Annotated in this window: 18 protein-coding genes; 13 read left to right on the top strand and 5 right to left on the bottom strand. The window is 51.1% G+C overall.

Annotated features, from left to right (window positions below):
- Nucleotide 1 precedes the first annotated feature (1 nt).
- The 4 genes from AC50X8_RS24595 to AC50X8_RS24580 are packed head-to-tail and all read left to right on the top strand — an operon-like array spanning nucleotide 2 to nucleotide 5,260.
- Entirely contained in the window at nucleotides 2-1,603 is a 1,602-nt protein-coding gene (locus AC50X8_RS24595; protein WP_494882226.1) for a glycoside hydrolase family 43 protein, read from the top strand.
- Nucleotides 1,604-1,607: 4 nt separating this feature from the next.
- Nucleotides 1,608-2,663: an NAD(P)-dependent alcohol dehydrogenase gene (locus tag AC50X8_RS24590; protein WP_494882073.1), complete on the top strand. Its 1,056-nt coding sequence runs from the start codon at nucleotides 1,608-1,610 to the stop codon at nucleotides 2,661-2,663.
- Nucleotides 2,664-2,715: 52 nt separating this feature from the next.
- Nucleotides 2,716-4,515 carry a sensor histidine kinase gene (locus AC50X8_RS24585; protein ID WP_494882071.1) on the top strand — a complete coding sequence of 600 codons (1,800 nt, stop codon included), beginning with the start codon at nucleotides 2,716-2,718 and terminating at the stop codon, nucleotides 4,513-4,515.
- On the top strand, nucleotides 4,490-5,260 hold the full coding sequence (locus AC50X8_RS24580; RefSeq protein ID WP_494862654.1) for a response regulator transcription factor: 771 nt from the start codon (nucleotides 4,490-4,492) through the stop codon (nucleotides 5,258-5,260). Before AC50X8_RS24585 ends, AC50X8_RS24580 begins: the two co-directional genes overlap by 26 nt.
- 67 nt (nucleotides 5,261-5,327) lie before the next feature.
- Here AC50X8_RS24580 and AC50X8_RS24575 read toward each other — a convergent pair whose 3' ends face one another.
- From AC50X8_RS24575 to AC50X8_RS24560, 4 genes are all read right to left on the bottom strand, one after another.
- On the bottom strand, nucleotides 5,328-6,182 hold the full coding sequence (locus AC50X8_RS24575; RefSeq protein ID WP_056033457.1) for an alpha/beta fold hydrolase: 855 nt from the start codon (nucleotides 6,180-6,182) through the stop codon (nucleotides 5,328-5,330).
- A gap of 291 nt (nucleotides 6,183-6,473) precedes the next feature.
- Nucleotides 6,474-7,094 (bottom strand): TetR/AcrR family transcriptional regulator, encoded by a 621-nt coding sequence (locus tag AC50X8_RS24570; RefSeq protein ID WP_056033460.1) that lies wholly within the window; start codon nucleotides 7,092-7,094, stop codon nucleotides 6,474-6,476.
- Nucleotides 7,095-7,266: 172 nt separating this feature from the next.
- A complete protein-coding gene (locus AC50X8_RS24565; protein WP_056033463.1) occupies nucleotides 7,267-8,730 on the bottom strand; it encodes a DHA2 family efflux MFS transporter permease subunit in 1,464 nt (487 codons plus the stop codon).
- An 84-nt stretch (nucleotides 8,731-8,814) separates the two neighbouring features.
- Nucleotides 8,815-8,976 (bottom strand): hypothetical protein, encoded by a 162-nt coding sequence (locus AC50X8_RS24560; protein ID WP_494882068.1) that lies wholly within the window; start codon nucleotides 8,974-8,976, stop codon nucleotides 8,815-8,817.
- 39 nt (nucleotides 8,977-9,015) lie between these two features.
- On the opposite strand from AC50X8_RS24560, the gene AC50X8_RS24555 reads away from it, so the two are divergent.
- From AC50X8_RS24555 to AC50X8_RS24515, 9 genes are all read left to right on the top strand, one after another.
- A complete protein-coding gene (locus AC50X8_RS24555; RefSeq protein WP_494862647.1) occupies nucleotides 9,016-9,906 on the top strand; it encodes a carbohydrate ABC transporter permease in 891 nt (296 codons plus the stop codon).
- Nucleotides 9,907-9,921: 15 nt separating this feature from the next.
- On the top strand, nucleotides 9,922-10,758 hold the full coding sequence (locus AC50X8_RS24550) for a carbohydrate ABC transporter permease (protein WP_494882066.1): 837 nt from the start codon (nucleotides 9,922-9,924) through the stop codon (nucleotides 10,756-10,758).
- Nucleotides 10,759-10,790: 32 nt separating this feature from the next.
- The gene (locus AC50X8_RS24545; protein WP_494882064.1) at nucleotides 10,791-12,563 is read left to right on the top strand and encodes a sensor histidine kinase; all 1,773 of its coding nucleotides are present in this window, start codon (nucleotides 10,791-10,793) and stop codon (nucleotides 12,561-12,563) included.
- The gene (locus tag AC50X8_RS24540) at nucleotides 12,560-14,185 is read left to right on the top strand and encodes a helix-turn-helix domain-containing protein (RefSeq protein WP_494882062.1); all 1,626 of its coding nucleotides are present in this window, start codon (nucleotides 12,560-12,562) and stop codon (nucleotides 14,183-14,185) included. Before AC50X8_RS24545 ends, AC50X8_RS24540 begins: the two co-directional genes overlap by 4 nt.
- A gap of 143 nt (nucleotides 14,186-14,328) precedes the next feature.
- Nucleotides 14,329-15,744 carry an ABC transporter substrate-binding protein gene (locus AC50X8_RS24535; RefSeq protein ID WP_494882058.1) on the top strand — a complete coding sequence of 472 codons (1,416 nt, stop codon included), beginning with the start codon at nucleotides 14,329-14,331 and terminating at the stop codon, nucleotides 15,742-15,744.
- A gap of 77 nt (nucleotides 15,745-15,821) precedes the next feature.
- Nucleotides 15,822-17,819: a heparinase II/III family protein gene (locus AC50X8_RS24530; RefSeq protein WP_494862637.1), complete on the top strand. Its 1,998-nt coding sequence runs from the start codon at nucleotides 15,822-15,824 to the stop codon at nucleotides 17,817-17,819.
- 19 nt (nucleotides 17,820-17,838) lie between these two features.
- Nucleotides 17,839-20,247 (top strand): hypothetical protein, encoded by a 2,409-nt coding sequence (locus tag AC50X8_RS24525; protein ID WP_494882055.1) that lies wholly within the window; start codon nucleotides 17,839-17,841, stop codon nucleotides 20,245-20,247.
- Between the two features lie 51 nt (nucleotides 20,248-20,298).
- Entirely contained in the window at nucleotides 20,299-20,613 is a 315-nt protein-coding gene (locus AC50X8_RS24520) for a cupin domain-containing protein (RefSeq protein WP_494882224.1), read from the top strand.
- Nucleotides 20,614-20,793: 180 nt separating this feature from the next.
- Nucleotides 20,794-21,579 (top strand): hypothetical protein, encoded by a 786-nt coding sequence (locus tag AC50X8_RS24515; protein ID WP_494882053.1) that lies wholly within the window; start codon nucleotides 20,794-20,796, stop codon nucleotides 21,577-21,579.
- Here the strand turns inward: AC50X8_RS24515 and AC50X8_RS24510 are convergent.
- The gene (locus AC50X8_RS24510; protein ID WP_494882051.1) at nucleotides 21,557-21,727 is read right to left on the bottom strand and encodes a hypothetical protein; all 171 of its coding nucleotides are present in this window, start codon (nucleotides 21,725-21,727) and stop codon (nucleotides 21,557-21,559) included. The genes AC50X8_RS24515 and AC50X8_RS24510 overlap by 23 nt on opposite strands.
- Nucleotides 21,728-21,732 lie beyond the last annotated feature (5 nt).

The raw sequence follows: 21,732 nt of genomic DNA, 5'->3' as shown, positions 1-21,732 counted from the left end.
GATTAACGTAATTAACAATCCGATACTTCGGGGCTTCAACCCCGATCCTTCGATCATTCGTGTCGGAGACGATTATTATATTGCGACCTCGACTTTCGAATGGTTTCCCGGTGTCCAAATTCATCATTCTCGCGATTTGAAAAACTGGCGGGTGCTCACGCACCCGCTTACCCGGGCGAGCCAGCTCGATATGATCGGCAATCCCGACTCCGGCGGAGTATGGGCGCCGTGCCTGAGCTACCATAACGGCATCTTCTACCTGGTGTTTACCGATGTGAAGAGCCATATGGGGCCTTTCAAGGACACGCATAACTATGTCGTTACAGCAACCGAGATTATGGGGCCTTGGTCAGAGCCGATTTATTTGAACAGCAGCGGCTTTGACCCTTCCCTGTTCCATGATGAGGATGGCACCAAATGGCTGGTCAATTTGACATGGGATCACCGCAAAGGGAAAAACCCGTTTGGCGGCATCGTTATTCAGCAGTATTCCGAGGAATTAAAGGCGCTGACGGGGCCGATTCAAACGATATTCGACGGCACGCCGCTTGGCTTGACCGAAGGTCCTCACATTTACCGCCATGACGGCTATTATTATTTGATTACCGCCGAGGGCGGCACGCGTTTTGGCCATGCGGCTACGGTTGCTCGCTCCCGGACGCTGCTTGGCACCTACGAGGCCGATCCGGCTGGGCCGCTTATTACGTCGGCGGACCGCCCAGAGCTTGAGCTGCAAAAGGCGGGTCATGTCAGTCTGGTTGAGACGCAGGCTGGGCAGCTGTACATTGCCCATCTGTGCGCGCGGCCGCTCAGCCCTTCGGGAAGCTGCACGCTTGGACGGGAAACGGCCCTTCAGAGGGTCGTTTGGACGGAGGACGGCTGGCTGCGCCTTATCAGCGGAGGCCATTCTCCAGAAGTTCAGGTGAGCGCGCCTGCGCTTCCGGAGCATCGTTTTGCGGCGGAGCCGGAGATCGAGCATTTTGACGGGGATGCGATCAGCATTCATCTTCATACGCTGCGCGAGCCGCGGAGCGAGCAATGGGCAACGCTGAAGGAGCGTCCCGGCCATATGAGGCTGAAGGGAAGAGAATCGCTGTATTCCTCCCACCGGCAGAGCCTGATCGCACGCCGCCAGCAATCGTTCACAGTAGATGCTGAAACGGTCGTTGAATTTGAGCCAGATACTTATCAGCAGCTTGCCGGGCTTGTATACTATTACAATACAAAGAATTATTATTACTTATGGATCAGCCGCGATGAGCAGCTGGGCAAATGCCTCGGCATTATGTCGAGCGACCGCTCTGTCTATGATGAGCCGCTTGAGCAGCCCGTATCGATTGATGGGGCCGAGCGCTGCTATTTAAAGGCGGAAGTCCGCCATGAGGCGCTGCAATTCTATTATTCGCTGGATGGAGCGGCTTGGCAGCCAATTGGCCCTGTTCTGGATGCCAGCAAAATATCGGATGAAAACGCCGAGCTGGTGAAGGATGGCATTGCGCTTGATCAAGGCTTCACCGGGGCATTTATCGGCATTTGCGTACAGGATTTAAGCGGGCGAGGCAAGTATGCGGACTTTGATTATTTCAAGTATTCTGAAAGGTGAGCTGATGATGAGCATAAACGTAATGGATGCAGCCGTAATGAACAAACCGCTGGATATCGAGATTCAAAAAGTACCCGTTCCGACGCCGAAAGACGATGAGGCGCTCGTCAAAGTATATTGTATTGGCGTATGCGGCTCGGACGTTCATTATTATGAGCACGGAAGAATTGGCCGCTACGTCGTGGAAAAACCGATTATTCTCGGCCATGAGCTGGCTGGCGAGGTAGTAGCTGTCGGCGCAAGTGTATCCAATGTCGCGATTGGCGACCGGGTAGCGGTAGAGCCGGGCGTAGCCTGCGGACGCTGTGAATATTGCAAGTCGGGCCGTTACAATTTGTGCCCGGACGTTGTGTTCATGGCAACGCCGCCGGTTGACGGCGCATGGGCTGAGTATGTAGCGGTACGCAGCGATTTCCTATTCAAGCTGCCGGGTGAAATCAGCTTTGAGCAGGGCGCGCTTCTGGAGCCGTTGTCCGTAGGCCTTCACGCGATGAATCGCGCAAAGGTTACTCCGGCAGACCGTCTGCTCGTAACCGGGCTTGGCCCGATTGGCCTGCTTGCGATTCAGGCAGCAAAGGTATTTGGCGTAAGTGAAATTTATGCGACGGACGTTGTGCCCTTCCGCCAGGAGCTGGCGAAGGAAATGGGCGTTACGGCGGTTATTGATCCGATGAAGGAAGATGTGCAGGCGCGCATTGCCGAATTGACCGGCGGAAAAGGCGTTACCGTTATCGTTGAGACATCGGGGAACGGAAGGGCTATCGCCGATGCGGTTCGCACCGTCAAGCGCGGCGGACGCATTGTGCTTGTCGGTATGCCGGCAGCCTCCGAAATTCCGGTTGATGTGAACGCGATCATCGATGCTGAGGTAGATGTGCTCGGATTGTTCCGTTATGCGAACACCTACCCGGGCGCCATTCAAGCACTCAGCCAGTCCAGCGTGGACATCGAGAAGGTCATTACCCATAAATATGCGCTGCGGGATACGAAGGAAGCGGTTGAAATGGCCCGCACGCAGAAGGACACGAGTATAAAAATCATGATCTATCCTAATAAATAATCGTATGCGGACAAAGCCTATCCTTTCATGAACTTTCGAGAGGATAGGTTTTGTGCAAGTTTTACTGGAGGAAGACGAAGTGGGCTATTTCAAAAAAATAGGGCTGGATCAGACGAGAGGCCAAATTTTTGTCAGCTTTATTTTGACCATGTCCATTGTCCTGCTCATTACGGTAAGCAGCCTCTATGTGCTGCTGTCCAAGGTGCAGCGGGAAAATGCGGCACTGTACATTGACGAGATTGCGCTGCAAGCAAGCGGGAGGCTGGAATCGCAGCTTAACGAGGTTAACGTTCTGACGCTGCAGCTCGCCATGGATGACCGGATACAAGAAGCGCTCGGCCTCGAGAAGCAGGGGCACTTGGCGGTTTATGACGAACGAATGAAGCTGAGGAGGCTGCTCATCGAGAAGACGGCCTACTCAGATACGATAAAGGATATTGAGCTTTACAGCTTGTCTCGCAGCCTCTACCCCATCGTGGAGAAGAGCATCGTAGAGCGGGTAGAGGAGCGTTATTTAAAGCAGGCGGATGAAATTCATCAGGCCGGAGCCATTATATGGATCGGACGTGATCCGGACAATCCGGCATATTTGCTGGCTGTCAGGCAGGTCAAGCTGGAGAAAGAGAAATATGCGAAGGGCGGCTATTTGCTCATCCGGCTTAAGCCTTCGATTATTGAGCTGGCCACTACGGACAAGGCGAAGGATAAAGGCCGGGTGATGCGTCTTCTTGACGAGAACAATAACAGCATGAACGTGGGGGAAGACAGCGGCCTGCTTCTGTCTGTCGGCGCACTTGAAGGGGAGAGCGGCGATTATGTAACGGTAGAGCGGGCGATACGGTCGACAGGCTGGAAGCTGCAAATTATGATTCCCAAGCAAACGCTGACCGCCGACATTTACTTTTTGCGTGATGTGCTGCTGTGGGCGAGCGTGCTGAGCATCTTCGTATTTGCCCTGCTGTCTTATTATTTGTCCAAGTTTATTACCTCGCCGATCCGAAGCCTGACGCGCATCATTCAGGGCGGCAAGCACGGCAGTCCGCGGGAAAATCCCGACCAGTATTTCAACCGCGAGGTTAATCAGCTGAATATGACGTATAACCAGATGGTTAAGCAGATTAATTATTTGATTAAATCCGTATACGAGATTGAAATTGTGAAGAGCAAAAGTGAAATTAAAGCGCTTCATTCCCAAATCAATCCGCATTTTCTATTCAATACGCTCGATTCGCTCTACTGGGATCATATCCGCAAAGGAGAGCAGGAGCTGGCGCAAACCGTCATTCAGCTGGCCGATTTGTTCCGGTATACGATTCATTCAAGCACCCAGGACGGATTTGTCACCATCGATGAGGAGCTGGAGCAGGTCAAGCGGTATGGCGATATTATGAAAATGCGCTGGCGCGACAGGCTCGCCATTGAAATCGACTGCGAGCAGCAGCTCGGCAGCGTGCGAATTCCCAAGCTCGCGATTCAGCCGCTGGTTGAAAATGCTATTGTGCATGGCATAGAGCCTATGGAGCATGGCGGCACGATCAAGCTGCGCGTAAGGGAGGAAGCGGGCGTCATTTCCTTTACGGTGCACGATAATGGCATTGGCATAGACCCGGACCAGCTGCATCAAATAAGAGAACGCTTACAGAATGATTTGAGCATTGCCTTTGTTACGGGCAAAAACGGGATCGGCCTGTTCAATGTATGCAAGCTGATCCAGCTTCATTACGGCAAGCAATACGGCTTAACCATTGACAGCGCGCCGGGCGCCGGGACGACGATCGTATTGAAAATTCCGCTAAAGCCCGAGCCGGAGAGGGGAGCTTCTGACGATGAATCACAGCATATTGGTCGTTGATGATGAATACAACTCGCGCATGGGGGTGGCCTTCACTCTGGAGCAGTGGGGGGAGGACAAGGTGCAGGTCGATATGGCCGACAATGGAAAGCAGGCGATCCGTCTGCTTCGGGAGAAGCCGTATGATCTGCTCATAACTGATATTCGGATGCCGATCATGACGGGCATCGAGCTGCTTGAGGCGCTGCGCGGCGAGCAGAATGGCATAAATACGATTTTGCTCACTGGCTTTGCAGAATTTGAGTATGCCCAGAAAGGGCTGAAGCTTGGCGCCGTCGATTATTTGCTGAAGCCGATTCGGCAGGAGCAGCTCATTCAGGCGGTCGGAAAAGCGTTTCAATCCAAGTCGGAGGAAGCGGCAAACGGGCTTTCCTATGGCGTGCCATCGACCAATGCTTATATTCTTAGTGCCGTTAAGTATATCCATGAAAGTATCGGCATGCCTTTGTCCATCAAGGAGGTCGCCCAGCATGTCCATCTGAATCCGAGCTATCTCAGCGTGTTATTCAAGGAGGAGACGGGCGTAAGCTTCAGTGACTATGTCATCCGGCTGCGGATGAAGCGGGCCAAGGAGCTGCTTTATCATTCTCCGCTCAGCCTGGATGGCATTTCAGAGCAAATCGGCCTGCAGACGGCGAGCTATTTTATTCGGATTTTCAAAAAATATGAAGGCATTACGCCGAAGCAGTACCGAGAGCAGCTTAAGCTGATGGCAGCTCACGGGAGCCAAGGGCCGTTGTCTTAGCTTCTAAAAGCTGCCAAAACAGCCCTCATCCATCTTAATTCACCTATCTCAAGGAGGAAGAGGGCTGTTATTGATTTTCAGCTAAAAAGGCAATCTGCTTACGATCAAATTCGGCAGCGTGCTTGCCTATCCAGATCAGGTGGCCCCATGCATCCAGCATAAAAGCTTCAGAATGTACAATATGGGCTTCGGCATACTCAGCATGGCTGGGAGCAACGCAGCGATCATTTTTGCTATGCATAATTAGTGTAGGAGCTTTAATGGAACGTAACTCTCTCGTATAATCTTTCTGGGTGTGCTCGAGATCAATAAGAAAGCCTTTATATGAACGCTGTCTGTTGTTCATTTCGCGAAATAATTCTACAGCAAGATTATCCAGCCTGGCATACGCCTCAGCTGGTGTTAGGGTGGAAAAGGAAGAAAGCAGCATCCTAAACGTGAGCCGCGGCAGAAGATTATTCATCCTAGCTAGGATGAGCCAAGTTCCTTTTTCCACCCCGGGTTTGAAAATCAGCCTTCCAATGCGATAGGCTGTATCGTTTGAAGAGAGCCAGGGCTTGGTGATTGCACATTGCAAGGTCAGGCTTGCCCCTCGTTTAGGAAATTGCGCACAAAAAAGGATGCCTGTCGGCCCACCCGCTGAAACGGCAATAACATGTGCTTTTGCAATATGCAGGTGATCCAGCAGAGCCAAGTATAGCTCACAGGCTTCCTGCAGCTCGGCAACAGGGGAGGTCTGACTATAGCCTGCTCGGGAGGGGGTGATAATGGAAAACCCTGAAGCGACAAGGTTCTGGTAGCCGAACTCTTCATAGCAGTTGGAGTGCCCGCCATGAAAAAGCAGCAGCGGCGATCCTTCGCCCACAATGGAGTATTCAAGCACATATTCACCTACTTGTATGGTGCTCACTTGGCGATCCATGATGTCCCATCCTTCCCATCTGCTGCTCGTAATTTGTAACCGTGCACACGGATTTTTTCGCAGCACAGGATATCTCCTCTATTATTAAAAGTAATGCCCTGCCCAGCCGTTTTTCATGTAGAGCTTCGGCGGCCTTTAACGGAACAAGTACATAAAATACAATAAGCTCATATAAACCATCTTATATAACAGAAAGAGGGTGTCCACGGTCATTTAGGCCGATAGGACACCCTCTTATTTGATAATAAGGATATACGTACATTTCTTAGCTGGGCTGACTGAAGGAGCAAATCAATTGCCGTCCTTGCCCGCCTCTGGCGCTTCTATAAACATTGGCTCAATAAAAGTCGCTCTATATTGCTCAGAAATAAATTCCTTACTGTAGCCCTGTTCTGCGAAATGGGCCATCAGCTCTGGTGAAAATGAGGAAATGAGCAGGGATGCGGCGATGGTTGGCAAAATTTGCGGTCGCAGCTGCCCTGCTGCTGCGGCTTCCTCCAACAGTCCGCTGACCGTCGCATGCATGAAGGTATATGGCTCAGCTAGGAACCAGTCTTGGTTGTTCTTCTCTTCGGCGCAAATAGCGGAAAGAATAGGACGTATATATTCACGCAGCTCAAGAGAAAAGAACAGCAGGCTTTGTATAAAGGCCGAAAGGCGTATGACGACGGGCTGCGCGGCTTTTTCCGTTAGGTCCCGCATCGTATTCGCCATGAACTGCTCGAATTGGCTATCCAAAACGGACATGCACAGCGCGCCCTTGTTTGGAAAACGCCGATAAAGCGTGCCCTGACCGATGCCTGCCTTTTTCGCAATTTGGTGCATATTGACCGCTTCAACGCCATGCTCGTTAAAAAGCTGGCGGGCCTTCTCGATAATATCCCGGCCCACCTCATCCATTTCAAAATTCAACTAGCTTTCACTTCCTTTATGCTCACTGCGAAGCCGCTCCGAGGGAGCAACACAAAACCGACTTTCTAGGAAAAATGCTTCGGAGGGGAATAACAAAAAAACGAAAAGGCCCGTTTTTTTGTTATTCCTGGGTCGTAAATTAAAACTGAAAACCCCAGTTTTAATTTACTCCCTAAGCCGCTCTTTTCTCCTCCACATCAGGTGCTTTGGTGCGCCGGATGAACAAGCCAAGCCCAAAGGCGATGAAGGCAATAATAAGCCCAACCAGAAACGCGCTGTGCATGCCGGATACGAAGCCTTTGACCTGCTCAAGCGGAGAGCCCGGATCAGTGGAGCTTTCCAAATATTTTTTTGTGCCGGATGACATAATGCTGATGAATAAAGCAGTACCGATTGCGCCGGCAACCTGCTGCAAAGTATTCAAAATTGCTGTGCCATGCGGGTACAGCTTGCGCGGCAGCTGATTGAGCGCTGTCGTCTGCGCAGGCATCATCACCATGGAAACGCCGATTAGCAGCACAACATGGATAAAGATAATATAACCTATACTTGTCAGCTCGTCGATGCCGTTAAACATCCATACCGCTGCCGCTGTAATAGCGAGCCCCGGAATGACGAGCACCCGTGGTCCAAACTTGTCGAACAGCACGCCGGAAACCGGAGCCATCAGGCCGTTGATAATACCGCCCGGAAGCAAAATAAGTCCGGCAGCCAGAGCGGTTTTGCCAAGCGCGTTTTGCAGGAAAAGCGGCAGCAAAATCATCGTGGAAAACAGCGTCATCATCATCACCAGCATGAGCAAGGCGACAAGGCTGAACATCGGATATTTAAAGGCGCGCAAATCCAGCAGCGGCTGGCTCGACATGAGCTGCTTCACAATGAACAGCAGCAAGGCGATTGCGCCGACGACGATAGACCAAATGACGATGGAACTGCCCCAGCCATCCTCACCTGCTTTACTAAAGCCGTAAATCAGACCGCCAAAGCCGATGGATGACAATAAAATCGATACCAGGTCAACCTTTGGACGAGTGATATCCGAAACATTTTTCAAATAAACCGCCGCAAACACAATGGAGAAAACGGCGAGCGGAATAACTAAGAAAAACAACCAGCGCCAATTGAAGGATTCAATAATAAGCCCCGACAGCGTCGGACCGATAGCTGGCGCGCTCATAATAACGAGGCCGATCATGCCCATGGCGCCGCCACGTTTTTCCGGCGGGAAAATAACCAAAATCGTATTCATCATGACCGGAAGCATTAAGCCGGTGCCAAGCGCCTGAATGACGCGGCCGACAAGCAGCATCGGGAAGACGGTTGCCGTGCCGCAGACGACGGTTCCGACAAGAAATAAAATCATCGCCGACAAAAACATTTGCCGGGTGGTAAACCATTGCTGAAGCAGTGCCGTAATCGGAACCAAAATGCCGACTACGAGCAAATATGCCGTCGACAACCATTGAATAGTCGCGTAGCTAATATCAAACTCCTTCATTAAATCGGGGAAAGCAATATTAAGCAGGGTTTCGTTCAGTATTGCGACAAATGCGCCTATAATAAGTGCCGCTACAATAGGTCCTCTTTTTATTCCACTCAAATCCTTGGGTGCTGTATCTAGACTTCCTGTGTTCAAAATCGTTCCTCCTCATGCCTTTCGTTTGTGTGCCAATGCTGCTAACGCTCTAAAATCAGTATGTCCCCGCTCCTGCTGGTTCACTCAGCCTCCATTCAGGCAGCCTATGCCGCTCCTTACTTGCGGACAATTGTCCGCACTGCTGAAAACCATTTTAGCGGACAATTGTCCGCAAGTCAACAACGACAATAGTCGTTTCGTCCCCCCAGCATCATTGATTGCCCCATCCCGTATGAAAGGCGCCATCCTATACAATGAAGCTACAAAAGAAGGGGAGATGACGGCATGCATAAAAATCGAATCGGGGCGTATTTGTTCAGCTTTCCAAGCTTTTTTCTAACCATAGCGCTCGGCATTTATCCGGTTGTATGGGCGCTTCGATATATGTTTTTTGATTATCAAGGGTTTGGGACACCGAAGTTTATCGGACTTGAGAACTTTGCGCGAGTGGGAAGGGATGCTGAATTTTGGCACTCCGTTCTGAATACTTTCATCTATGCGGGTGGAAAATTAATTATTACGCTGCCGCTATCGCTCATATTGGCGGTTATATTGAATCGGAAGCTGCGGGGACGGCATGCGTTTCGGGCGATTTTTTTCCTGCCAACGATTTTCAGCGCCTCTGTCATGTCCATCGTTTTCTATATTGTGTTTAACTCCTACAACGGCATTATTAATCAGTATTTAATGAAGCTGAACATCGTATCCGCTCCAGTGGACTGGCTGGGCGCTGCACATGCCATGACGACGATCGTCATTATTGCGGTGTGGGGAGCAGTCGGCAACTATATGCTGCTATTTATCGCCGGTCTTCAGAACATTCCAGAGGATGTGTATGAAGCGGCATCGCTGGATGGCGTAAACCCGGTGCAGCGGATGTGGTACATTACGATTCCAATGCTCGGTCCTGTTTTGCAAATGATTATTATGCTTGCGATTACAACGTCGCTTAAAGGCTACGAGAGCATTATGGTATTGACGGAGGGCGGTCCTTTCGGCAAAACCGAGGTTATGTATTTATACCTGTACAAACTGTTCTTCCCGCTGACGACGTCTGGCACGTCCGTGCAAAATATTGGCTACGGCAGCGCGGTCGGCTTTACAACGGCTGTTATTGTCGGTATCGTCACATGGCTGTATTTCTGGATGTCCAAAAAGCTTAATAACGTTTATTAAAAAGGGGGAACGATCATGACCATTCGCAAAATAGTACTTCGTACACCAGTTTGGCTGCTGCTTCTTGCTACGGCAGCACTGATGCTTTTTCCAATCGTAATCGCGCTATTCGGCTCCTTCAAGACGAACCTGGAGCTGACAACGGGAGCGACGTTTCTCCCTTCTACCTGGCAGTTTAAAAACTATTTGCAGGCGTGGAATCAAGCTGATTTCTCCGCTTATACCTTCAATAGCTTATATGTAGCTGTGTTCGCTACGGTCGGCACTTTGCTCGTATCTTCCATGGCTGCTTATGCGGTCGATCGCGTTGCTTTCAGAGGAAAGAAACTGTTTATTCTGCTTCAATCGTTCACTTTGTTTATTTCGATCGGTGCGGTTGTGCTGCGTCCACAATTTGATTTAATGGTATCCATTGGTTTGCAGAAATCGCTGTGGGGCGTCATAATTATTCTAATTAGTGCGCATGCAACTGCCTTTTTTATGGTAATCGGCTTTTTCCGCGGCATTCCGCGGGAGCTGGATGAAGCGGCGCTCATTGATGGCTGTAATTTCTACTCCACCTTCTGGCTCATTATTTTACCGCTCCTGCGCCCAGCGCTGGCTGTCGTATCGCTATTCACATTCCGTAATGCATGGAATGAATATATATTGCCGCTCGTCTTTTCCCTTTCGCGCCCTGATCTGCAAACCTTGCCCGTGGGACTTGCGAACTTGCGCTACGGGGCGGGAGCCGCAGTTGAAAATCAACTGATGCTCGCCGGCGCATGCATTTCGATTTTCCCTATGCTCATCGTATATATTTTCGCTAACCGTTCATTTATGCAAGTTACGGCTGGCTCGGTTAAAGGCTAACAAACTCCATATGCATTGAGGCGATGAACAGCATGAAACGTATATTTCGAAAAATGTCGCTTAAAAGACGTCTGTGGGTTTCGTTCGTTTTATTGACCGTCGTTTGTATATCCGTCACGGGAACTTATGTTTCCGTGTTTTTTTCTCGTGAAATGGAATCACAGGCAACGAAGACGAGCCAGGATACGCTCAATAAGTCGGCGAGGGTGCTGGATGAGCGATTGAAAAATATCGTTGTGCTCGTATCTACGCTCATGATGGGCGAGCCCTTCCAGCGCACGCTGAAAGATGTGCAGTCGAGCAGCAAGAAGGAATATTATAATCGGCTGTCTGAGCTGCAAACGCCTTTTGTCCAGCTCATGCTGGCTGAGCAGTCGATTGACTCGGTGCTGGTGCATACGCCAATCGGGGATTTTTATCCGACGGGAAATCGGCGCAGCCCGAAAAGCGATTTTGAGAGTACGATTATTAATCAGAAAATAACGGAAACGCAGGAAAAATGGAGCAAGCTATGGGTGCCGGGACATGCCGATGAGCTGTTCAGCCGGAAAAGCTCCGTTATTACCTTAATTATTAAACCGTTTTTCGATATCCAGCTGCCGGGTGTGTATGTCATTGTCAACATCCGTGAGGATCACCTGCTGGATTTGATTCAGGCGGATATGCAGAGCGCCAGCCTCAGCCAGCTTGTGGTTGACCGTACGGGGAAAAACGTTCTTGCTTCCACTGAGGGCATGCCGCAAAGCAATCAGCAAATTTATGAGCGTGTCGGTTCCAGCGCAAGAGGGAACTTCGAATATACAAGCCAGAGCGGGGAAGCTTATCTGCTCAATTACGCGGCGCTAGGGATGAATCCCGACTGGATATTGCTTGGCTATCAGTCCAAGTCGGAGCTGCTGAAGCCTGTTCAGCGCATGAACTGGACGATTCTAACGATTATGGGCGGCTGCGTCTTGCTCGCGCTGGTTATGTCCAGCATGCTGTCGGAGCTGCTGCTTAAGCCGCTGTTCAAACTGCGCAATCTTATGGTGAAGGTGGAGCAGAATAAGCTGGACGTCAGGTTCGAGAGCGTATTTGAGGATGAAATCAGCCAGGTCGGCCACAAGTTCAACCGGATGCTGGAGCAAATCGGCGAATTAATCGAAGAGGTGAAAGCATCCGAGCAGGACAAGCGCAAATCAGAAATCAAAGCGCTGCAGGCGCAAATTGATCCCCATTTTTTATACAACACGTTGAATACGATTTATTGGAAAAGCGAGATGGAGGAGCAGCAGGCGGTCAGCGGCATGATCGTTTCGCTATCGCTGCTGTTCCGGCTGGGCCTGAACAATGGCCGGGAAATTACGACGCTGCGGCAGGAGCTGGAGCATGTGGCGCAATATTTGAGTTTGCAGCAAATGTGCTATCCGGATTTGTTTAGGTACAGCATACAGACGGTCGATGAGAAGCTGCTGGATACGCCCGTGCTCAAAATTTTACTGCAGCCGCTAGTGGAAAATTCGATTTTGCACGGTTTTCAGGAGCTGCCTCATGAAGGGGTTATCCGCATTGAGGTGGAAGCCGATGCTGCCAAGAGCTTGCTCATGCTAACCGTTACAGACAATGGTACTGGGATGGAGGCCGAGCGTGTGGAGAAAATGCTGAATGGTCCGGAAGTGGAGCGGACGAGCTACGCACTGGCGAACGTACGAACAAGACTATCCCTGTATTACGGATATAAAGCTTCCATGGAGCTTGAAAGCGAGCCTGGCGTGCAGACTTCTGTTAAGCTAATTATTCCCATTCAAGAGGTGATAAGCGAATGAGCGAAATTACGATGTGCATTATAGACGATGTAAAGACGGTCATCGATGGCATAGTGACCAAAATCCCTTGGGGGGAGCATGGCATCAAAATTGTAGGAACGGCCGCAAATGGCCATGATGGCTTGCAGCTTATTAAAGTGAAGCATCCGCATATTGTGCTGACCGACATTCGGATGCCGATGCGCAGCGGCATTGATATGGTCCGTGAGATGAAGGAAAGCGGAGAACCGGAGGCTAAGGTTATTTTTTTCAGCGGCTTTACCGATTTCACCTATGCCCAGGAATCCGTTCGGCTTGGGGCATTCGATTATTTGGTCAAGCCGTTTACGACGCAGCAAATTGTCGAGGTCGTGCTGCGCGCTAAAGCGAAGATTGAAACGCAGCGCCTGGAGCAGCTGGACCGGATGACGCTGGAGCGCAAAGTAAGGGAAAGCCTGCCTTATTTGCGCCAGGAGTATTTTCGGCTGCTGATCCGGCATGATGAGCTGCCCGAGCGGGCCTATGACAAATGGGAGTTTCTCAGCATCGATATGGATACCCGCCGTTTCGTTGCAATGTCTGTGCAGATCGAGGGGTTAATGGACGAGCATTCCCCGCTGTCCGTGCGGGAAGTGGAGCTAACCCGCTTCGCTGTGCAAAACATTATGGAGGAAACGATTAAAAAACAGGCGAAAGGTGTCGTATTTCGGGAGCATCTGGGCCAATTTGTCATCCTGCTGAATCCGAATGAGGAAGAGGAAATGCTGGCGCTGGCAGAGGCGTGCCGGGACAATGTGAATCGCTATGCCAAGCGGGACATTTCCATTGGCGTCGGAAGCTGCGTGGAAGGAATCAGCGAAATCGCCCTTTCCTATAATCAGGCGAAAACAGCGCTCAGCTATCAGTTTTATTCCGGCAGCGGCTGTGTTATTTCGTATAGCGATATTGAACGGCAAAATCATATTTCCCCGCATTATTCCGCAGACAAGGAAGTGGAGCTGCTTTATTGCTTGCGCTCAGGCAACCGGGAAGGGACGGAGAAGCTGCTGGTGAGCATTGCCGAGGAATGCCTGCGTTATCCGACGCCGCCTGATCCCGATGTGATGACGAATTTGTTTTATGGACTGGCCTTCTCCATTTACCGTGTCATAGCGGAGAAGGCGGATAGCAAGCAGCGCATGTGGCTTGATGAACGGCTGAGCGTCATTAAGAAAGGCCGGTATTCATCCACCTCCGAGCTGATTAAAGATGTGAAGGAATTAGGACTGACTGGCTGCGACTGGCTCCAGAAGCGCCAGAAAAACAATGTCGGCCAGCTCATCCATCAAGCTATGAATTATGTGGGCGGACGGCTCGGCACCGATTTGACGGTACAGGAATGCGCGAATGTCGTGCATTTGAGCCCGAGCTATTTTTCCAATTTGTTTAAAAAAGAGACTGGGATGACGTTTATGCAATACGTCACTTCTGCACGGATGGACAAGGCGAAGGAGCTGCTGCTGGAAGGCATGCAGGTGCAGGATATTACGTATGAGCTAGGTTATCGGGATCGTCCATATTTCACCGAGCTGTTCAAAAAACATACGGGGCTGACGCCTACGGAATTCCGCAGCAAATATGAAAGCTCGGAGCCGGAAGCGTAATCATAGTGATTTTGCCCTCCCAGAATCGTGTTTTTGTCCTTCATGGGCAAGAGTGCAACGGTGCTACAATGAGGTCAGCAGGAGGGGCTGGGTGGTAGACACCGCTTGAACGCCGCTTGCCAAACAAAGGGGAGGTACGACAGATGAAAAAAAGATTCGCAACGAAACGCTCGTTTTTGCTTTGCAGCTTGCTTGTAATGGCTTTAATGCTGGGGGCATGCTCGACGGGTAACGGAACGAACGCCGCACCAGAAGCAAGCGCGGGCACAAACGGTGCAAGCAGCGCAGCAAAGACGAAAATTTCCTATTGGACAATAGATCGTCATGACATGGATTATATGCAGGAGCAGGTAGACAAATATAACGCAACGAATACAGATAACATTGAAGTAGAAATGAAGGTTATGGCGGATAACTACAATCAGGCGGTTGAGGTTGCGTTTGCGAGCAATCAGGCTCCGGATATTTTCCGCAGCGGAGACTTCCAAACTTATGTGAACAAAGGCTATTTTGCTCCACTTGATACGCTGCTTAGCAAAGAGTTTCTGGCGAAATTCGACGGTTTGCTGGTAGAGGATGTATATACAAAAGACGGACATGTGTATACGCTTCCAAACACGGGCCAATTTTGGCGCCTGCTGTACAATGTAGACCTGCTCAAAAAAGCGGGTTACACAGAGCCTCCTAAGACGCTCGACGAAATGGTAGAAATCGCGAAAAAAGTGACAGAGCAAGGCAAGGCTGAAGGCGTATACGGCTTCGCTAGCAATTTCAAAAATGGCTCCGGCTTTACGCGTCCGGCTTTTGCATCGGGCTCGCTAAGCTCAGAGACAAGCCATGAGGGCTTTAACTACCAAACCGGTGAATTCGACTTCGGCATGTACGCCGACATTGCAAAAGCGCTGCACCAAATGAAAACGGATGGCAGCATGATCCCAGGCGCTGAATCGCTGGATATTGATCCGCTTCGCGCACAGTTTGCCCAAGGTAAAATCGCGATGTATGTGAACCACTCCAGCGAGCCAGCTGTTTACACTTCGCAATTCCCGACGGAAATCAATTGGTCATCGACGCTTGTACCGACTAAAGATGGTCAAGTCAATGGTGTAACATGGGTTAATGCAGGCGGCTATATCGGAATTAACGCACAATCGGACAAGCAGGCAGCAGCTGTGAAGTTCTTGGAATACTTGTATAACACGGAGCTTCGTACGGAATATCAAGAGAAAGGTCTTGGACTATCCGTTCTGCCTTACGTCAATGAAGCGGCAGGCAAGCCAGAGCTGAAAGGCATCGAAGGCTTCCTTCCAACGAAATATGATGGCATCTATCCAGCAACTCCGATTTCGGTTACCGAAACGAAGCTGGAAGGCAAAAAAGCAAGCGACGTATTTATTGAATATATTTTGACCAGCAATCAGGACTTGGATGCTGCGATTAAGGATTTGAATACGAGATACAACAAAGCGCTAGCAGCGGCTCGTACGGAAGGGCTGACTAATATTCAGGCTAATCCGTCGTTCAGCGCCAAGAGCCTGCAAGGCTCGCTCGGCCAGTAGCCGTATAGCTGAAGGAAAAGAGAGGCTGCCTGCGGGCAGCCTCTGCTTTTATGGATGGGAGAGGAGCGAGTGCTTAAATGGATCATTTGTATTTTAGGCCGAAGCAGAGAAGCGAGTGGGGAGCAAGCTTTCAGCAGCATTTTCCCAAGCAGGCGGCCGCTGCAATGGCTCAGGCAGATCGTTGGTGCGAGAATAAGCCTATTATTTGGAAAGGTTTTGAAATCGATCTGGGCCAGCCTATCAATTGGCTTTACAACCCAACTGGAGACAAGGAATTTACTTGGGGCATTAACCGCTTTAAGCATCTTCGCTCCTTAGGCACCGCCTATGCGTGCACCGGAGACGAGAAATATGCGGCTAAAGCGCTGGAGCATATTTTAGGCTGGATCGATACGCAGCCATGCCCGCGGAATTTGCCGGCAGAGGAGCTGACCTATTTTCAAAGGCCCGGCCCGTGGCGCCTGCTGGAAACTGGACTTAGGCTGCGCCAATGGATATATGCCTATCATTTTTTCGATCAATCGGAAAGCTGGAATGCTGAAGCGAAGCAGCGGTTCCTCCAATCGGTAAAAGAGCATGCTTGGTTTCTCTCCACCTACAAAGCGAGCATTGAAATCAATCATTCGATTATGCATATGATTGGGCTGCTGGGCGCGGGGCTGACCTTTGTGACGTGGGAGGAAAGCGCGGAATGGCGCAGCACCGCGATGAAGCGGCTGGAGGAATGCATACGCGTGCAGGTGCTGCAGGGTGGCGTCCATTCGGAGCTTACGCCGCACTACCATATGGTATCGCTGGAGCTGTTCGTCGATTGTGCCGTTATGGCGAAAAAGCGCGGGCTTGCGTTCTCAGGCGAATACGAGCGCATTGTAGCCGGCATGACGCGTTTCGCAAGCCTGATGATCAGACAGGACGGCAGCATGGCGCCGTTTGCCGATTCCTTCGCGAACCAGCCGCCCGATTTGAATGCGGCGGCGCTGTATTATGATCGTCCAGGACTGCTGCTGGAAGATCAGCTGTATGAGCAGTTTTGGACGGTCGGCCCTGAGGCTATCGACCGCCTGCTGGCAGCGGCAGCTAAGATGCCGGAAGCGACAGCTAAGTCGCCAGAATCAGCAGTATCGCGGGCGGCTTCAATGGCAGGCGAAGCAGAAGCGACGAGTGTCCATATGGAGGAGCGGCTGCCCTTTGCATTCCCTGCGGCAGGCTATTACGGGCTTGGCGATACGGAGCAGCAGCTCATCTTCGATGCAGCTGCGCTTGGAGGCCCTCATGGCCATGCCGATGCGTTGTCCTTCGAATGGTGCGCCTTTGGCGAAGCGCTGTTCGTCGATCCGGGAACGTACACGTATATGGAAAATCCATGGCGCCGTTATTTCAAAAGCACATCTGCCCATAATACTGTTCTTGTGGACGGGCAGGATCAGACGCCTTATTTGCGCACCCAAAGATGGGGCGTGCCGGAGGCTGCCGTTTCCTTAATCGCTTGGGAGCCGGCTCAGCAAATGATTTGCGCGGAGCATGACGGATATGCTTCCCGCGGCGTTGCGCACAGGCGCGCCCTATGGTTTTTGGACAGCGGAGAATGGGTCATTTATGACCGCCTGACGGGTACTGGCGAGCATACGTATCAGCACCGGCTGCACACTAGGCTGCTGGAGTGGGAGACACACAAACGGGCAGCGGGCAGCGCTGCTGCGGCTAATGAAACAGGCTCCAATGTTGAGCCTGCCTGCTACTATGCGAAAGGCGGCGGCTTGGCCAATGGAGCAGAAGCTGCTTCCGCTTCGCCGCTCGCCTGCGAGCTGCTCGTATTTGGACCACCGGAGCTGGAGCTTGACGTGGAGGATAGCTGGGAATCCGTGCACCAAATGAAGATGCAGCCGCTGAAGGTGCTTCAGGGCTTGCTGACAACGGAAAATGAAGGTGCATGGTTTATTACCGTGATGAAGCCATCACTTGGCACGCAGCAGCTGGCGATCTCTGAATGGAGCGTCGCAATGGACGAGCAGGGCCGCCCTGTTCTGAGCTTAAACCGTGACGGGCGTCTTACCGTGTTCGCAATGCCTGAATGAATCGATTGGAGTGAAGCATGTGGATAAGCAAAACGGATTTATTACTCATTATCTAACTTCAGGACTGCGTTTGAGTGATTTTATATCGGACAAATCCGATAAAAACCAAATACGCTACGAGCAATATTTGCGCTCGATTGTCGCGGACAGGGAGCTTCCAGCGCCAGCGGGATCAGAAGCCATCCAAATCGGCGCTGAGAGCGAGCTGGGGCTGCCTTGGGAATATCTTTACCCGTGCAGCGGCTTCGTTAATTTCAGCCAGTTTTCGTTTACGCCCCAAAAAGTAGAGCTGCTCGCCGCTACCGTGCTTGTGGCGGAAGAAGACCTTGTCGTCTTGGCAAATCTATGGACTTATACGGCGATTGAAGTATGGCTTAATGGAGAGAAGGTAAGCTCCGTTGCCGTGCCGGTGTATAAGCCGATTAATAAGCAGGAAATACAGCTGCCTTTGCGCAAAGGCAGCAACACGATGGTCATCCGCATGCAAAATTTGGCAGTGCGTGATACGCGGAACATATTCGGCATCCAACTATTGGAGCATTTGGACCAGATTTCGGTGACGCTGCCGGATGCGGAGCAGGCCGAGCCATTTCTTGCGCTGGACCGCTTTTTGTCGGGCATTACGCTGAAGGGCAATGAGCTTTGCTTCCCGGCGGAAGCGCCTTGCAGCATCTATCTGGCATATGGAGAAGAAGTAAATGACAGCCTGATCGCCGAGGACATTAGCGGCAAGCGCAGCGTGAAGCTTGACGAGGGTGCGCCAATGGCAATCGTATATGGTGAAATCGGACAAAGAAAGCTGGTTCGCAAAATCGAGCTGCTGCAAAACAAAAAGCCGGTTTATCGCAAAGGAGCGGCAGCGGCCGAGGTTAAAGGCGCCATGTTCGAGGAGATTGCCGCCATAGGCACGGAGAAGGCGTTTCAACCGCTGCGTTTTGGTTTATTTTATGTGCTGGCGCGCTGGAACTTGGGACAACCCGCTGTTAATGATGAACAGCATATTCTGCACGCGCTTGGACAAATTGAGCGGCGCGAGGATTGCTCGGACTTTATCCTCGCGGGCCTGCTTCGCTTCATGCAGCAGCAAGAGCTTCCGGCCCATTTAACCGAACGGACCAAGCAGGCGATTTTAGACTACCGCTTCTGGATGACGGAGAACGGCTCAGATGGCATGTGCTTCTGGAGCGAAAATCACGCGCTGATGTTCTATATTTGCGCTTATATGGCGGGCCGCGAGTACCCGGATCAGCTATTCGCAAGATCGGGCCGCACGGGCGTTCAGGCAAGCAATGTGGCGCTCGGCAAAATCCGCGAGTGGCTGGATGATGTCGAGGAATATGGCTTTGAGGAGTTTCTCAGCGCGGATTACATGTGCGTGACGCTAGGTGCGCTCCTAAATGTCGTCGATTATATGGAGGAAGAGGAGTCTGCTCGGGCAAGCCGGTTAATTGACGAGATGCTGAAATCCTTCGCTTATCATACGTTCCGCGGTTCAATCGTCGCGCCGCAAGCGCGCATTTACCGCTCCGTCATTTTGCCATTCACCCAGTCGGCCCAGTCTTTAATTCATCTGCTGAATCCGGATACGCCAATGGGCAACAGCGAATGGATCGTTTTTCTGATGAACAGCAAATACGTGATGCCGCAGCATTTCACAAGCCTGATGGATGAATCCTTGGAGCTGGAGTACCAGACCGGGAACGCATGGGTGAAGCTCAACAAGCAGCCTGATTATATGCTGACCTCGGTTCAATCACCGAGATATGATGCCAGCCCGTCCTTCTGGCAAAATATTAGCTTTGACGAGTCCGTTGACATTGAATCGGGCCATTATGTTAAATCGTTTAATGAGCGTTTTCACGGCACATCGCGTTTCGAGCCGGGCGTGTACGGGTATCAGCAGCATATGTGGTATGCGGCGCTGGACAACGATACGGTGCTGTATACGAACCATCCGGGAGAGCTGGCTGACGATGGCGGCATGCGGCCGGGCTACTGGTATGGAAATGGCATCATGCCAGCGGTTAAGCAGCAGGGCAGCGCGCTGGGCGCGATTTATGAAATCGGGGAGGAGCATCCGGTCGCGTTTACGCATCTCTTTTTCCCAGAGGCGAAGTTTGATGATTTCGTCCAGGACGGACAATGGCTGTTTGGGCAAAAAGGCAGCGGCTACGCCGCGATCTGGTGCAGCGAGCCGATGGTTCCCCATCACGACCGCCTATTCCATTGCGAATACCGGGCATACAGCCGCAAAAATGCGTATTTCTGCAAGCTGGGCTCGGAGCAGGAGTTCGGCAGCTGGGAGCAGTTTAAAGCGGAATGCTACCGGCTTGCTCCGGCCTTCGATTCATCGGCGCTCAAGCTGACCGCAGCGGATGATTATGAGCTGAGCTTCGTCCGCAGCAGCAACAAGTCGCAATATGTGTAACCGCAAGTAGATGTAATCTAATCCAATAATAGTTGAGAGGATTGACGAATGATGAGCAGATTGAACAATTGGGAAAATGCCGAGCCAGGCGTAAAACGGAAAATTTTCACACCGGGCGAGACGATTATGATGATGGAGGTGCATTTTGAGGAAGGAGCGGAAGGTTATTTGCACAGCCATGTGCATGAGCAGTTTTCCTACTGCCTGGAAGGGCAGCTGGAGTTTTTGATAAATGGGGAGAAGACCGTCATTTCCGCAGGCGAGACGATCTTTATTCCTAGCAATGCCGAGCATGGCTGCCGCGCCTTGAAAGCAAGCAAGCTGCTCGATACCTTCACGCCGCTTCGGCAGGATTTGATCAATTAATGAAATAAGGTCAGTATAGACGGCTGAGCTGAGCAAGCTATGCTGTGAGGGTTGTCCCAAAGCCATAATTAATGGCTGGGGGCAGCCCTTTTTTTATGGAGCGAAGGTCAGCGCGGCCTTTCCCGGTTTTCTGTAACATTGTGATTCGCGGGAGCGTCTAGGGAAGGGAGGTGATTGGCGATGAATGGAATAAAACGGACGGGCCAGGCTTTAATCGTGCTGCTCCTTATGCTGACAGCTGTCGGCTGCGGGAGTAGTGCGATGGAACGTGAAGCGCCCGAGGCAACCGAAAATCAGGTTAAGGCTGCGGGTCCAGAACCCGAGGAACCGGCTGAAACTTGTAATGCAATTATCGAGTGGGTCGATTTTCTGATGATTAATGGCATCAAATATCAATACAACTACGAGGGAAGCGGGAAGGTATCTGACGACCAGCTTGGTGAAAAAGTAGGCGAGGTAACTTATATGCTGAACGATCATGCTTGCACGGATTATGTGGAGAAGGATGGGAATGCCGCCTTTTTGCCTATCGGCACAGAAATTTATGCGATAAAGGGCTACAAGTCGGAGTTCCGTGTCGTAGCATTCAACAAGGTTTATGAGGTGATGGATAATCCAAAGGCGGCAACGCTGGGACAATTGCTCGATATCGAAGGCAAAGTTGATAAAGTAGGTCTGGAAAGTGCCGAGGATGGCAGTCCGATCGGCGACTTTAGTGCAGAAGCGTCTGCACAATTTATTCAGGAGCTGCTTCCTCTGCAGCATGTAGGGTTTAAACAGGTTTATGAAAAAACGAAGCATGAATCCGGTATTTTTCTAAGGGTATACTTGCTGGATGGCAGCTCTTTCCGGCTCGTGTATTATCCCGAGGGGAATGGATTTCATACTGGCGCCTTCGGAACAGACAGCCTGAAAAAATTGATTATGGAGCAGCGGGCCCAAATCAAAGCAGCAGCAGGCTTATAGACTTATAGAGCTGCGTCGTCGAAATGGCATTAGCGCTGCTGGAAAGCTTTTTGAATGGATTGAAAGCAAAAAAATCCCGATGAATCGTCAGCAGCAAAAGCATGAGGCTTTTGCTGTTTTTGACGATGCACCGGGACGGTTCGTTCAACTCAA

Source organism: Paenibacillus sp. JT22N15 (assembly GCF_059383755.1).
The sequence above is the reverse complement of the archived record's forward strand: the minus strand, read 5'-3'. Positions and strand labels throughout refer to the sequence as shown.